Below are 14,379 nucleotides of genomic sequence, written 5' to 3' on the forward strand. Positions count from 1 at the left end.
AAATATCAATTAGAATTTTTATAGAAGGAGGATTTAAGATGCTTGATAATAAAACAATTGCAGGCGCTATGACCATCAAATTGGATGCGGAATATCCTGACTATCCAGAGTTTGAGGAGGGAATCAGAAGAGCGCCGGACAGAGGTTTCAGACTGACTAAGGCGCAGACGAAGATCGCACTGAAAAACGCCCTTCGCTACGTACCAGAAGAACTGCACGAGAAACTGGCTCCTGAGTTTATGGAAGAGCTGACTACACGTGGCAGAATTTATGCCTACAGATACAGACCGACAGGCAGAATGTATGGGAAGCCAATTGACGAGTACAAGGGCAAATGCCTGGCAGGCAAAGCGTTCCAGGTCATGATTGAAAACAATCTGGACTTCGACGTTGCGCTGTATCCTTACGAACTGGTTACATATGGTGAAACCGGTCAGGTCTGCCAAAACTGGCTGCAGTATAGATTGATTAAAAAGTACTTAGAGGAATTGACGGAGGATCAGACCCTGGTAGTAGAGTCAGGCCACCCTTTGGGGCTTTTCCCATCAAAACCGACAGCGCCGAGAGTCATCATCACCAACTCCATCATGGTCGGACAGTATGACAATCTGGACGATTGGGAAATCGCAGAGGAGATGGGCGTTGCAAACTATGGACAGATGACAGCCGGCGGCTGGATGTACATCGGACCACAGGGTATCGTACATGGCACCTTCAATACGATTCTCAACGCAGGCAGAAAGTACTTAGGTGTAGCAGAACAGGGAGACTTGGCAGGACATACCTTTGTATCCTCCGGGCTTGGCGGCATGAGCGGCGCACAGCCAAAGGCGGCCAACATCGCCAATGCTGTAGGCATCTTTGCCGAGGTGGACTATTCCAGAATCGAAACGAGACACAGCCAGGGCTGGGTTGACGTTGTCATGGACGATATCGACGAGATCTTCAGGACAGCGAACGAAAAACTGGCTGCAAAGGAAAGCATTACTATCGCTTATCACGGTAACATCGTAGATCTCTTAGAGGCGGCAGTAGAAAAGAACTTCCACATCGACCTACTTTCAGACCAGACTTCCTGCCATAACGTATACAATGGAGGTTACTGCCCGGCGGGTCTGACCTTTGATCAGAGAACAGAACTGCTTCACGAAGACAGAGATTTATTCTGTAAGAAGGTGGATGAGACCTTGCACAGACATTATCATGCCATCAAAACATTGACAGAGAATGGAACCTATTTCTTTGATTATGGGAATTCTTTTATGAAAGCAATGTACGATGCCGGCATCAAAGAAATCTCTAAGAACGGACGCGACGACAAGGACGGATTTATCTGGCCTTCTTATGTAGAAGATATTATGGGACCGATTCTCTTTGACTACGGCTATGGACCGTTCAGATGGGTCTGCCTGTCAAGAAAGCCAGAAGATCTGGATGCGACAGACAAGGCTGCCATGGACTGCATCAATCCTGAGAGAAGAGCCCAAGACAGAGACAACTGGGTATGGGTGAGAGACGCAAAGAAGAACAAACTAGTTGTAGGAACCCAGGCAAGAATCCTCTATCAGGATGCAGAAGGCAGAAGAGATATCGCCTTGGCATTCAACAAACTGGTCAGAGAGGGCAAATGCGGACCGATTATGATGGGAAGAGACCACCACGACGTATCCGGTACCGACTCCCCATTCAGAGAGACTTCCAATATCAAAGACGGCTCCAATGTCATGGCAGACATGGCTGTACAGTGCTTTGCCGGAAATGCGGCAAGAGGCATGTCCCTCTGTGCGCTGCATAACGGCGGCGGTGTTGGCATCGGCAAGGCCATCAACGGCGGTTTTGGCCTGCTTCTGGACGGAAGCGAAAGAGTAGACGAAATCATCAACTCCGCGATGATGTGGGACGTCATGGGCGGCGTTGCCAGAAGAAACTGGGCGAGAAACGAAAATGCCGTTTCTACCTCAGTAGAATACAACAAGAATTACGACGGCAAAGGCCATATCACCATTCCATATATGGCCGACGAAGATCTCGTTGACAAGATGGTAGACGAATTTGTAAAATAAGATAAAAGCTGACGAGAGGCTGTATTTGTGCAGTCTCTCGCGGTATTATCACATTACACTTGGAGGAAAGCAACATGATTTATACACCTTTAACAGAAGCAGCGATGAAGATGGCATACAGAGGACATCACGGACAGACGGACAAGAGCGGTATCCCGTACATTTTCCATCCTGCCCATATCGCAGAAGAGATGAGTGACGAGACGACAACGTGTGTTGCACTGCTTCACGACATTCTCGAAGATACCATGTACAAAAAAGCAGACCTGACAGAAAAGTTTCCGCCGGAAGTTGTAGAAGCAGTCATTCTTCTGACCCACGGAAAAGAAGACTATTACGATTATATCAGAGCGATCAAAAGCAATCCGATTGCAACAGAAGTAAAAATCGCAGATTTAAAGCATAATTTGGACGAATCTAGAAATGCGCGTTCACGATCCGTTACCATCTCCCAAAAGGGCTGGTACAAAGAAAAGTACGAGAGAGCCTTAGAAATTCTTTTGGATGAGAAATAGATAGAGGATAAATAAATGGCGACATTATTAGTAAAAAATATTGGCTGCCTGCAGACGCCAGTTGGCAGTTACAGCCACAAGGGAAAGCAGCAGGCTGAGAATTTGAAGCTGCAGAATGCTGCAATTTTAATTGAGGACGGCATCATTAAAGAAATCACCTCCGATGGAATCCTTCCGTCAGAGGCAGAAGACGCAGAAACCGTCATAGACGCTGAAGGGAATTTGGTTACGCCGGGTCTGGTAGAGGGTCATACCCATATGGTCTTCGGCGGCTATCGGCAGAACGAGATTCCCCTTAAACTGAAAGGCGCAGGTTACTTAGACATTCTCAGAGCCGGAGGCGGCATTCTGGACACTGTCAGAAAGACCCGAGCGGCAAGTTTTGAGGAGCTTTATCAGAAGACAGAAGGTTTTCTCGATGAGATGATGGGCCTGGGCGTCACTACCTGTGAAGGAAAAAGCGGCTACGGCCTGGATTTTGACACCGAAGTCAAAATGCTTGAGGTTCTGAAAAAACTCAATGCTGACCATCCGATGGATATCGTGGCTACTTTTATGGGAGCGCATGCGATTCCAGAGGAGTACAAGGGCAGAGCAGATGAATTTATCAATATGCTCTGTGAAGAATTACTCCCTTATGTGAAAGAACACGGCTTGGCGGAGTTTGCCGACGTGTTTACAGAGGATTCCGTCTTTAACTATGAGCAGAGCAAGAAGTATTTGGAATGCGCCAAAGCCTGCGGCTTTGACCTGAAGATTCATGCGGACGAGATTGAGGCCATTGGCGGTTCCGTCCTGGCTGGAGAAATGGGTGCGGTTAGTTGTGAGCATTTGATCGCTATCAATGAGGAAGGCCTCACATCCATGGCAAAGGCGGGAACCACTGCAATGTGTCTGCCGGCCACCTCTTTCTATCTGGGGGCGGACTTTGCACCAGCCAGAAAGATGATCGAAATGGGCATTCCGGTCGCGATGGCATCGGACTTTAATCCGGGGTCCTGTCCTTCTCTCAACCTGCAGTTCGTCATGAACCTGGGCTGTCTGAAGTACAAACTGCTGCCGGAGGAAATTTTGACGGCAGTCACCATCAATCCGGCTTGCGCGATTAACAGAGGTCATCTGGTTGGAACACTGGAACAAGGCAAGCAGGGCGATTTGGTCATTTGGAATGCGCCGAACATGGAAATGTTATGTTATCGCTTTGGATCCAACTTAGCGTTACAGGTTATAAAGAAAGGAAACTTAGTATAATGAAATTAGTTGATATGCAGGTAAAGGAGTATCTCGACGTTTTAAAATCTGACGCGCCGGCGCCAGGCGGCGGTTCTGTCAGCGCCCTTGCCGGAGCTCAGGGTGTAGGCCTGTTCATGATGGTGGCCGACCTGACCCTTGGTAAGGAAAAGTATGCGGACTATCAAGAAGTATGCAAAAATGCTAAGGAAAAGGGCATGCCGCTCTACGAAGAGTTAGTAGAGGGCATCGACAAGGACACAGAAGCCTTCAATCTGGTTGCGGCTGCATTTAAAATGCCGAAAACGACAGATGAGGAGAAAGCGGCCAGAAAGCAAGCCATCGCTGATGGAACCCTGGTTTCTACAGAGGTTCCTTTCAGAACCATGCAGCTGGGTTACGAAGGTCTGATGCTGGCAAAGACCATGATTGGCAAGTCTAATCCCAACGCTGCCAGCGACTTAGGCGTCGCTATTCTCAATCTGACGGGCTGCATCAAAGGTGCCTGGCTCAATGTGAAGATCAACCTTCCGGGCATCAAGGATGAGGTGAAGGCGAAGTATTATGCAGAAGAGGGGCAGAAGATGTTTGACGAAGCGGACGGCATCGCTCATGAGCTTTATAATCAGGTAGCGGAAAGTTTATAAATTTGATAGTACGACTTGTTCCTATAGGAGGTAAAGAAAAATGGCACAGATTATTGAAAGTATTCCTAACATCAGTGAGGGAAGAAGACCGGAAGTTATCGAAGCGTGTGTGGATCAGATCAGAACGACACCGGGCTGCACACTGCTGAACTATTCATCCGATGAGAGCCACAACAGAACCGTCATCACCTATATCGGTGATGCAAAGGGTGTGGAAGAGGCCAGCGTCAAACTGGTAAAGAAGGCGGCTGAGCTGATCGACCTGACGCAGCATACTGGCGAACACCCTAGAATGGGCGCTGTTGACGTGATGCCGTTCCTGGCTATCAAAGACTGCACCACAGAGGATTGCGTGGAGCTTTCCAAAGTCGTGGGCGCAAGAATTGCAGAGGAAGCAGGCGTACCGGTATTCCTCTATGAATACTCAGCAACTAGGCCAGAGAGACAGAACCTGGTGAAGATCAGAAAAGGACAGTTCGAAGGCATGGCCGAAAAAGTGCAGGAACCGGATTGGGAACCTGATTTTGGCGGCAGAAAGATCCATCCGACTGCCGGTGTGATGGCTGTAGGCGCCAGACCGCCTCTCGTCGCATATAATCTGAACCTGAATACTGACGACGTACAGGTTGCCAAAGACATCGCCAAGATCATCAGAGAAAAAGACGGCGGACTCAAGTGCGTCAAGGCCATGGGCTTTGATATAGAGGACGAAGTGACTGGAAAGAAGTACGCCCAGGTTTCCATCAACATGACCAACTACGAGCAGACGCCGCTGTACCGTGTGACGGAACTGGTAAAGGCTGAAGCAAAGAGATATGGTGTCGTGGTTACGGGTACAGAAATCATCGGTCTCTGCCCTATGAAAGCGCTGGTCGACTCCGCAGAATACTATCTGCAGATAAAAGATTTTGACTTCCACACACAAGTACTTGAAAATCATATTCTATAATGATATAAATATAGGGTAGATAAATTTTCTAGTAACAAGGAGCGAAATATGACTGGCAGTAATCAATTCTCTAATACATTCTCACTGACTGACGAAATCGCCGATATTATCAGGGACAGAATCCTAAAAGGCGAATATAAGATTGGAGAAAAGATCAAGGAAAATCAGATAGCAACAGAACTCAGAGTGAGCAGGACTCCCATTAGAGAGGCTTTTAAGCAGTTAGAAAACGAGGGCCTGATCGACTACATACCAAATAGAGGTTGTTTTGCCAAGGGCTTTACAAAGCAGGATATCGAAGATATCTATGCAGTTAGAAAAGCATTGGAAGTCTTATCTGTAGAATGGGCTGTCAACAGGATTACGCCAGAGGAAATCAGCAACCTGCAGGATCAAAGTGACTTGATGGAATTTTATACGACGAGAAAAGACGGCAGGAAAGTATTGGAGATCAATACGGATTTTCACGATATCATCTATAATGCCACGGGAAGTCGTTTTATGGCGCAGGTACTGCGCTCCTATAAAGAATACATCGAGCAGACCCGGAAAGTATTATTCTATGAGAGCGAGTATCTGGAGGAAATCTTTGCAGAGCATAAAGCGATTCTCGACTCGATCAAAGAACGGGATGTTGTCAAAGCCAAAGAGGCCATGGCAAGACATCTGGACGGCTCCAAGAGGAGAGCGCAGGTTGTATATAAGATAAAGGATTAAAAGTAAAAGGGAATCTATGGCAGATTCCCTTTTTTTAAACATTTAATTTGTTTACAGCTACAATGTTGTAAATAATTAGAAAAAAATGAAAAAATTTGTTGAAGAAGAATGAGATATATACTATTATTAAATGACTAAGCAAATTAAAGAAGACGGAGGAAACCATGATATATAGTTTTTCTATCATACCGGTGATTGCTCTCCTTTGTTATACCTTTCAGTTATTGTCCCTTATAACGACAAAGAGAAATGAACAGATCAATGGATTTATGGGTCTCCTGCTTGTAATGATCATATGGACAGGCGGATCCTGGTTTATGCGAATGGGCTATTGGCCGTCAGTTAACTTCTGGTTTCACGTTTCTTTGACGGGGCTTTTGATGATTCCCCTCATGCTATTTCATTTTCTAAGAAGATTTATAGAGGTGCAGAAAACCTATCATGTGTGTTTCTGGTCGGCCGCTATTATATTGCTGCTGCTATTTAATTATACGACGGAATTTCTTTTGAAGGCTCCTACGGTCGTTAAAACCGCAGCCGGGCAATCCTATATCTACGATTTTTCATGGCCGGTTGTATTTCTTTTTATCGGCGCAGCCGGGGCTGTGGGCGAATGTGTCAAAATGGCCTATGAGAATAACGACAAAAATGCATTTTTAAGAAAGCAGCTGCGCCCCATTTGGCTGGGATTATTTATCTTGGCTGCTGGCAACGGATTGCTGTTAGTTCCCTTATTCAAAGGATTTCCCATCGATATTTGTTCAGGCATCCTCATGGCCGGATGTATATACTACGCACTCTATAAAAAGAGATTATTTAAACTCGATGCCCTGACGTCGAGAGCCAACTGTTATTGCGTTGCATTTCTTTTTTCCATGACAATCATCTACCGCATCATTCCCGATTACGAAGAATTTCTGCAGAAATCATTTTCTATGTCAGAAACGAAGACTACAATTTTTATATCCTTTACCGTTATCATTGTAACTATTATCATCTATATGCTGTTAAACCTGCTTCTCGATAAGCTATTTGAAAGAGAAGAGAACGTTCAATCCAAAAGTATTGTAGCGTTTAGCAAGAAAATGTCCTATCTCATGAGTTTGCAAGAAATTCTATCCGAAGTCATGAAAGTCATTGGCGATACGTTATCCTCAGAACATATCTACATTTTTCTGAGAGATGATAAAGGACGGTATCGACTAAAGCTGAGCAACGCGGAAATTTTCGGTGATTATTTGATCTCCAGTGAGGCCGGTTTCGTTCACTTGCTGAGCAATGCCAATGGACATATGCTGATGAAAGATTATATTGGAACCGCCTGCTATGAGAATTTGTCTGAAGAGGAGAAACAACGGCTGACAGTCAGTCAGATAGAATGCTTTGTCGGCATCAGCGACGGACCGGACTATGTTGGCATTATTTTAATGTCTGCGAAGAGCAATGGCCGCCACTACACACAGAAAGATATCAGCTTCCTCTCATCAATCAATTCTGTAGCTTCCATCGCTATCAAAAACTCTCGTCTATACGAAGCGGCCTATGAGGAAGCGAGAAGAGATTATCTGACAGGTGTCTCCAACCGCAAATGCTTCTACGAGACAATGGGAATATGTTGTACGCAGGGGAATTATGCTTTTGGCGCATTGCTTATGATCAATGTGGATGATTTTAAACTGTATAATCAGCTTTACGGCGATGAAGAAGGGGACGAGGCACTGAAACGGATTGCAAAGATCATTCAGGAAGAGGTTACTGGCGAATGTGTCATTGCCCGTTTCAGCGGAAAAGAATTTGCGGTACTTTTGCCTGAACGAACCGTAGAAGAAGTCAAATTACTGGCGGAAACGATTTCCCAGAGAGTGCGTGAGATGAACCATACGATAAATCATGCGGGAGAATACGCCATGAAAGCGTTGACGGTCAGCTGCGGTATTGCCACGGGAGTGTGCCCTCTGGACGACTATCACGAACTGATCAACCACGCCAATATGGCGGTATATTATGCAAAACAGGCCGGAAAAAACAGGGTGATGATTTATAAGGAAGGGCAAGATGGCAGTGAAGATAAATCCTTTGAGATGGCTTATCAGCCGGGAATCTATTCGGAGTATTCGACAACAATCTATGCGCTGACTGCTGCGATTGATGCCAAGGATCACTACACCTTCAGCCATTCAGAGAATGTGGCCTATTATTCTCGGGAACTGGCAAAGGCGTACGGCATGAATGAAGAAGGTATTAATATTGTCTATGAAGCAGGCCTTCTGCACGACATTGGAAAAATTGGCATAAACGAAGATATTCTCAATAAACCGGGCAAGCTGACAGAGGAAGAATACGAGGTTATGAAGACCCATGTAAGCCTTTCAATTGGAATCATCCGTCATCTGCCGTCTCTGGATTACGTCATACCTGCGGTTATCGGACACCACGAAAGATATGACGGACAGGGTTATCCCAGAGGAATCGGCGGAAAGGACATACCGCTTATGGCCAGAATCCTTTGCATTGCAGATTCCTTTGACGCCATGGTATCAAAGAGAAGTTATAAAGCAGAAATGGCTGTCGACAAAGCTTTGGATATTATTGCAAATGAGGCGGGACGGCAGTTTGATCCGCAGCTGGCGCCAATTTTTATAAATCTTATCAGAGACGGAATCATAGAAGTGAGATAAATATGGTGAAACAAAAGAGAGAGTTTGATGTGGTTCAAACTCTCTCTTCTCTTCGATTTCAATATAATCCCCTCGCAAAGCAGGTTACTTTTTAAAGACCCAAGCTAAGGTATCACCGTCTTTCAATATTTTTTCGTTTTCAGGTGTTTCAGATAGTTCTCCATTTATCTTGTACTGCCAATGTCTCTTAGCGGAGTAATCTCCGTTGTCTACGCCGTTGATGCCTTGGATAGACGCATCAGTGGTTTCAACCGTTACTGGCAGTTCGTTGACGTTACAGTAAAGTTGGATCGCATCCAGGACGGTGGAGTCTTCCTCGATTTTGAAATCTACCTCTTCCACATCGTCAAGTCCTGATTTAGCAGGATAATCGATGCTGATGGTAATTTTGATTGGATGTACGATTGGCGTCTCTTCTTTATCTTTGCCGCAGCCTGTGACAACGAAAATAGAAGAGCATACTAACATGCATATTATTAAATTGGTCAAAACTTTCTTTTTCATGTCCGTCTCCTCGCGCTCGGTTAGAAATATTGATACTAGTATAACATAAAACGAAGAAGATTATAACCGCATAGACAAAAGTATGTCGCACATTTCTTCTATGCATTCTTCATCTACATCATAAGCTATTTGACTGTCGATTACTGTCAAAGCGGCGTGCATCTTCGAAAATACTTCTAAATCAGTATCCAAAGGATTCTCCTCAAAGACGGTAAAGTCTGCAATCTTACCTTGCTCAATGCTGCCCAAGTCCTCACTTCGGCCGATGATTTCCGCAGCTTTTACCGTAAGCTGGTCGATGGCTTCGCTGACGCTGCGGCAGTGGCCGAAGACAGATTCGTTGAGGTAATCTGTCGGCCAGGTCGTAAGATATGGAGCGTCTTCTTCCGCTGCGACTTCTCCAGCGATAATGAGCGTGTTGCGCTTACAGCCTTTGGTTCTGACAAGATGGAAGCTGTTCGCTGCTTTTTCAAAAGATTCCTGGTCCACTGCATCCAGATGAATATGATAGCCTTTTTCAGCCGCAGCAAGGCAGATGGCATCTAATGCGTCCTGTGAGAAATAGGCTTGTTCTTCGTCCTGACTGACCTCCAGTTTCAGATGGTCATAAGTGATGAGACCTCCAAGTTCTGTACAGTTGGTTTTTCCTGTGGAGAGCTTGTGAAGGATTAATTCTGGATTCAGGGGACGATTGACGTACAGGCTGTTTATAAAGCGCTGTTTAAACGGCATGCTTTCGCCAATCATTGTAATCAGACAATCTTGATAAAGTGTACTGAGGTAATCCGGCGCGCATAGGTTCAATACTGCCGTAATGCCTCTATCCGCAAGATCTTGTGTATTCTGCAGGACAGCTCGCTCTACTTCCTCAAAATCAAAAGGAGAAAGGTAATTCAGGATATAGTCTGCTGAGATGTATTCCAGCCCCTCATCCTCAGCCGCTTCGGTAACCATGTCGCTGGCCAGAGTATTAATCCAGCAATGAACACCGCTGATGCCCAGCAGGACAACAGGGCGGTCTGTAACCGCTTCGTCCAAAAGTCTATGGGCTTCCGCAGGTTCCTCGTAATCTGCCAGGATATTCTCGTTATAACCATAAGCAAAAATCACCTCGTTGTCACAGTCTTCTGCATAGTCTGTCACCGCTGCAAGAACCGTTTCCAAATCCCAAACCGGGTCTATCACTAAATACTTGTCCTCAAATACTTTCAAAACCGGTGTTCCGTGAACATCAATAAATCCCGGGAACATATACTTCTCTTCTAAGTCGTGAATGACAGTCTCGTCAGAGCAGATTTCCTCCATCGCTTCGAAGTCTCCTACCGCTAAAACCCTGCCCTCTCTGCAGGCTACTGCGGCAGCCCATGGAAAGGCTGGGTCCTGCGTGTAAATGTGTCCGTTCATATATATGATATCCGCCGTGTTCTTCTTTTTAAAAATACCAAAAGCCATGATCCACCTCCTGCTTATTTGCTAAAACTATTTTACCACAAAAACGTTTTGTGGTAAACTTTGTATATGAAGATTGAAACATTTGAAAAGACGATTAAAGTCGACGAGTTTATCGAAGGATATGTCAATGTAGAAGAGTTCTTAGAATGCTGCAAAGTATGCGAGAACTACGAGCAGGTGTGGTCCTGCCCTACTTATGACTTTGATCCGGTCGACTACTGGAAGAGGTTCGAGAATCTTTATGTCGTGGGCAAGAAGATGATCCTGGAGGAGGAAGAAAAAGAAAACTGGGAAACGCTCATGGCAGAGGTAAAAGCAGATTTGACCGATCATCTCTACGCTTTGGAAAAACAATATCCCCAGAGCCGATCCCTCAGCGCTGGAAACTGCAAAATCTGCGGCGAAGGTAATTGCACGCGAAAAACTGGCGAACCTTGCAGGTACCCAGAAAAAATGAGATATTCTATCGAATCCCTGGGAGGAAACGTCGGTCTGACCGCCAGCAAACTGCTGGGCATCAACTTGCAGTGGATTGAAGCAGGACAGATTCCTGATTATTTTGTATTGGTAGGCGGCCTGCTTTATTAATCGGCGATTTCACCGATGTTGTTCAGAACCAGTCGCGGACGATAAGGGAACTGATCGATTTCGTCTCGGCTGGTCACGCCTGACAGCACTAATATAGGGTCTAAACCGCTTTCTACACCGCCGATAATATCAGTATCCATACGATCCCCGATCATTGCGGCCTCTTCGGAATGGACGCCCAATAAGCGGAGTCCTGTTCTCATCATCAGAGGATTTGGCTTCCCGATGAAGTAGGCTTGTTTTCCTGTTGCCATTTCGATGGGAGAGATCAGCGCTCTGCAGGCAGGGATGATACCTCTGCTGGATGGCCCTGTCAGATCTGAATTGGTACCAATCAGCTTTGCACCGCCGCGAACCAGTGTGACAGCCTTGCAGATGGCCTCGTAGTTGTAGTTGGGACTTTCACCGACGATGACGTAGTCAGGGTCTTTGTCTGTAATTGCGACGCCGCACTGGTAGAGTGCACCTACCAGACCTGGTTCCCCGATGACATAAGCGCTGCAGTGATGGGTCTGCTCGCTGACAAATTTTGCAGTAGCCAGGGCGCTGGTATAGAAGTGACTCTCATCCACATCCAGCCCCATGTTTTTCAGCTTCAGCCGCAATTCTAAGGGTGTCTGTCCGCTGTTGTTGGTCAGGAACAAAAACTCCTTATTTTCCCGATACAGCCAGTCTACGAATTCCTTTACGCCTGGAAGCAATCGGCCTCCCCAATAGATGACGCCGTCCATATCACAGATAAATCCTTTTTTTGCTCTTAATTCTTCCATAAAATCTCCTTTCTTTCACTTTATTATAAACCATTAAAGTTAAATTTAGTATATAGATTTTGTTAAGTCTTTGTGACTTGTGCAATAAATTAACAGAATTTTGTAAATGTAATGACAATACCAGTTTACATGAAAATAGTTATAAAAGACCTCGGACGTTTGGATTACAATAAAATTGGAAGCGAAAACTTCGCGCCGAGCGTTATTTTTGATAGGAGGTAGATTATGACAGAAGCAAAGAAACCGCGCCTTCCCAATAAGTTTGAGGCGTGTATCCCAATTATCGTATTGCTGGGTTTGATGATGTGCAATTATTTATTAGACTGGGGACAGGATCCTCACATACCGGTATTGTTAGCAGCTTGCACCGCCTGCTTTGTGGGCAAGTTCTGCGGACAGAAGTTCAAGAATATGCTTGCGGCAGGCATCGATTCGATCAGCCAGTCCATGGAAGCTCTTTTGATCCTGATCTTTGTAGGCTGCCTGGTAGGCTCTTTTGAGTGGTGTGGAACGATCCCGGCGCTTGTATTCTATGGATTGAAGATGTTTACTCCGGTTATCTTCCTGCCGGCAGTATGCATTCTCTGTGCCATCGTGGGTTTATCCCTGGGATCAGCGTATACGGTATCTGCAACCCTGGGTATTGCCTTTATGACCATTGGTGAGACCATGGGCATCAGCCCTGCACTGATCGCAGGGGCGGTTCTTTCCGGCGCCTGCACAGGCGACAAATTTTCACCTTTGTCTGACTCTACCAACCTGGCAGCAGCGTCAGCGCAGACAGGACTGTTCGACCATGTAAGAGCCATGACCATGACCACATTTCCTGCGTTCATCCTGGCACTGCTTGGATTCACGGCGGTTGCTATTTTCGGCGAAGTTGGCGAATACGATCCGACTATGGTAAATCAGCTTTCTGACGCGATTGAAGGAAACTTCAAGGTGATGAACCCTGTGTTGCTGCTTCCGATCCTGGTAATCATTGTGGTAGCAGTGATGAAGCTGCCTGCCCTTCCAGGCGTACTGCTGGTATCAGGTATCGGCTGCGTCTTTGCAGTAGTTTTCCAAGGGGCCTCCTTCAGTGATTGTATCACCATGGTGCATTACGGATACAGCGCAGAGACAGGGAATGAACTGGCGGATACTCTCCTCAACAGAGGCGGCATGGATTCTATGCTGTGGACCATTAACGTTGCCTTGATCGCTATCGGCTTCGGCGGCATCTACAGTCAGATTGGCGCAGTAGAGTCTCTGCTTGGAAAATTCATTAAGAGAGTGCATACGCCGTTCCAGATGGTGCTCACGACGATTCTGACGGCCATGTTCTGTATTGCGACCATGTGCGACCAGTATCTGGGTCTGATTGTACCGGCTACCATGTACAAGGAGAAATACGACGATTTAGGACTGGGCAGAAACCTGCTTTCCAGATCCATGGAAGACGGCGGTACCCTGTGGTCGCCGATGATTCCTTGGTCCTCCTGCGGCGCTTATCACTCCAGAATGCTGGGCGTGGATACTTTATCATACATACCATTCTGCTTCACCAACATACTGAACCCGATCATCTCCATTCTCACTGCGTGGTGGGGCGGTAATATCCTATATGCGGATGGAACGTATACCAACTTCTTTGGAAAGTTGAAAAAGGGCAGTCCGGCCGCAGCGCCTGAAGAGGCTCATGAGACGGCAATGGAAAACCTTGCTGAACGGCGGAAAAACGGAACCTATAAATCCTTGGAGTAACTTGTTATGATATATAAAGGCATTCTACAGTCCCGTTCACTGTATAAACGGATACTGATACTGACTGCGTGCGTAGTCCTGTTATATCTTGAGTTTGTAAGAGGGCAGTACTTATATATCGTGCTGACGCTGCTTTTGATATTGGCAGTATTTCATCGCAAGGAACACATTGTGTCGGAGGAAGGCGTAGACATCAAATATTCTCTCTTTGGCATGACGACGACCAACCGATGGACTTGGGATCAGATTACGGCGGTTCAGCCTGATTACATCAAAGAGCGGCCCAATGCAAGAGTTCTCTTTGAAAAGGATGCGGTCCTCCGCTCGTTTCTGTTTACGCCAGAAGACTGTCAGGACGTGCTGAAGCTGGCAGCAAAGATGAATCCTGAAGCCTTCGTCGATGATTATACGGCGGAGGAGCAGGAACAGATGGCAGAAGAAAAACGCAAGAAGCAGGAACAGTTGCGTGCGCAGAGAGTTAAGGCGAAGAAAGTAAAGAGAAAAGGTAAATAAGCATCAA

At 46.1% G+C, this 14,379-nt stretch carries 13 protein-coding genes; 10 read left to right on the plus strand and 3 right to left on the minus strand.

All coding sequences use genetic code 11. The features are described from left to right. Positions 1–38 precede the first annotated feature (38 nt). The 7 genes from BN6539_RS03765 (at position 39) to BN6539_RS03795 (ending at position 8,799) form a co-directional block, all read left to right on the plus strand. Positions 39–2,063 carry a urocanate hydratase gene (locus BN6539_RS03765; RefSeq protein WP_067534106.1) on the plus strand — a complete coding sequence of 675 codons (2,025 nt, stop codon included), beginning with the start codon at positions 39–41 and terminating at the stop codon, positions 2,061–2,063. Positions 2,064–2,137: 74 nt separating this feature from the next. Continuing rightward, positions 2,138–2,578: an HD domain-containing protein gene (locus BN6539_RS03770; RefSeq protein WP_067534109.1), complete on the plus strand. Its 441-nt coding sequence runs from the start codon at positions 2,138–2,140 to the stop codon at positions 2,576–2,578. Positions 2,579–2,593: 15 nt separating this feature from the next. Further along, entirely contained in the window at positions 2,594–3,829 is a 1,236-nt protein-coding gene (hutI, locus tag BN6539_RS03775; RefSeq protein WP_067534112.1) for an imidazolonepropionase, read from the plus strand. Further along, positions 3,829–4,455, plus strand: a complete 627-nt coding sequence (locus BN6539_RS03780) for a cyclodeaminase/cyclohydrolase family protein (protein WP_067534115.1) — start codon at positions 3,829–3,831, stop codon at positions 4,453–4,455. The genes hutI and BN6539_RS03780 overlap by 1 nt, the downstream gene beginning before the upstream one ends. 40 nt (positions 4,456–4,495) lie before the next feature. Beyond that, on the plus strand, positions 4,496–5,404 hold the full coding sequence (ftcD, locus tag BN6539_RS03785; protein ID WP_067534119.1) for a glutamate formimidoyltransferase: 909 nt from the start codon (positions 4,496–4,498) through the stop codon (positions 5,402–5,404). A gap of 48 nt (positions 5,405–5,452) precedes the next feature. Continuing rightward, complete coding sequence (locus BN6539_RS03790; protein WP_067534122.1) at positions 5,453–6,121, plus strand: GntR family transcriptional regulator; 669 nt, start codon at positions 5,453–5,455, stop codon at positions 6,119–6,121. 164 nt (positions 6,122–6,285) lie between these two features. After that, complete coding sequence (locus BN6539_RS03795; RefSeq protein WP_082907345.1) at positions 6,286–8,799, plus strand: histidine kinase N-terminal 7TM domain-containing diguanylate cyclase/phosphohydrolase; 2,514 nt, start codon at positions 6,286–6,288, stop codon at positions 8,797–8,799. A gap of 84 nt (positions 8,800–8,883) precedes the next feature. On the opposite strand, the gene BN6539_RS03800 is transcribed toward BN6539_RS03795, so the two are convergent. After that, a complete protein-coding gene (locus BN6539_RS03800; RefSeq protein WP_067534124.1) occupies positions 8,884–9,303 on the minus strand; it encodes a DUF4430 domain-containing protein in 420 nt (139 codons plus the stop codon). A gap of 60 nt (positions 9,304–9,363) precedes the next feature. Then, positions 9,364–10,755, minus strand: a complete 1,392-nt coding sequence (locus BN6539_RS03805) for an amidohydrolase family protein (RefSeq protein WP_067534127.1) — start codon at positions 10,753–10,755, stop codon at positions 9,364–9,366. Positions 10,756–10,821: 66 nt separating this feature from the next. Here BN6539_RS03805 and BN6539_RS03810 point away from each other — a divergent pair, with 66 nt between their 5' ends. Beyond that, the gene (locus BN6539_RS03810; RefSeq protein WP_067534130.1) at positions 10,822–11,343 is read left to right on the plus strand and encodes a DUF2284 domain-containing protein; all 522 of its coding nucleotides are present in this window, start codon (positions 10,822–10,824) and stop codon (positions 11,341–11,343) included. Here BN6539_RS03810 and BN6539_RS03815 read toward each other — a convergent pair. Further along, entirely contained in the window at positions 11,340–12,113 is a 774-nt protein-coding gene (locus BN6539_RS03815; protein WP_067534134.1) for an HAD-IIA family hydrolase, read from the minus strand. The two genes, BN6539_RS03810 and BN6539_RS03815, sit on opposite strands and share 4 nt — an antisense overlap. A gap of 225 nt (positions 12,114–12,338) precedes the next feature. Between BN6539_RS03815 and nhaC the strand changes: the two genes are divergently transcribed. Together nhaC and BN6539_RS03825 are read left to right on the plus strand one after the other, a co-directional pair. After that, on the plus strand, positions 12,339–13,859 hold the full coding sequence (gene nhaC, locus BN6539_RS03820) for a Na+/H+ antiporter NhaC (protein WP_067534136.1): 1,521 nt from the start codon (positions 12,339–12,341) through the stop codon (positions 13,857–13,859). 6 nt (positions 13,860–13,865) lie between these two features. Beyond that, the gene (locus tag BN6539_RS03825) at positions 13,866–14,372 is read left to right on the plus strand and encodes a hypothetical protein (RefSeq protein ID WP_067534139.1); all 507 of its coding nucleotides are present in this window, start codon (positions 13,866–13,868) and stop codon (positions 14,370–14,372) included. The last annotated feature ends 7 nt before the right edge of the window (positions 14,373–14,379 follow it).

Source organism: Emergencia timonensis (genome assembly GCF_900086585.1).
Classification (GTDB): domain Bacteria; phylum Bacillota; class Clostridia; order Peptostreptococcales; family Anaerovoracaceae; genus Senimuribacter; species Senimuribacter timonensis.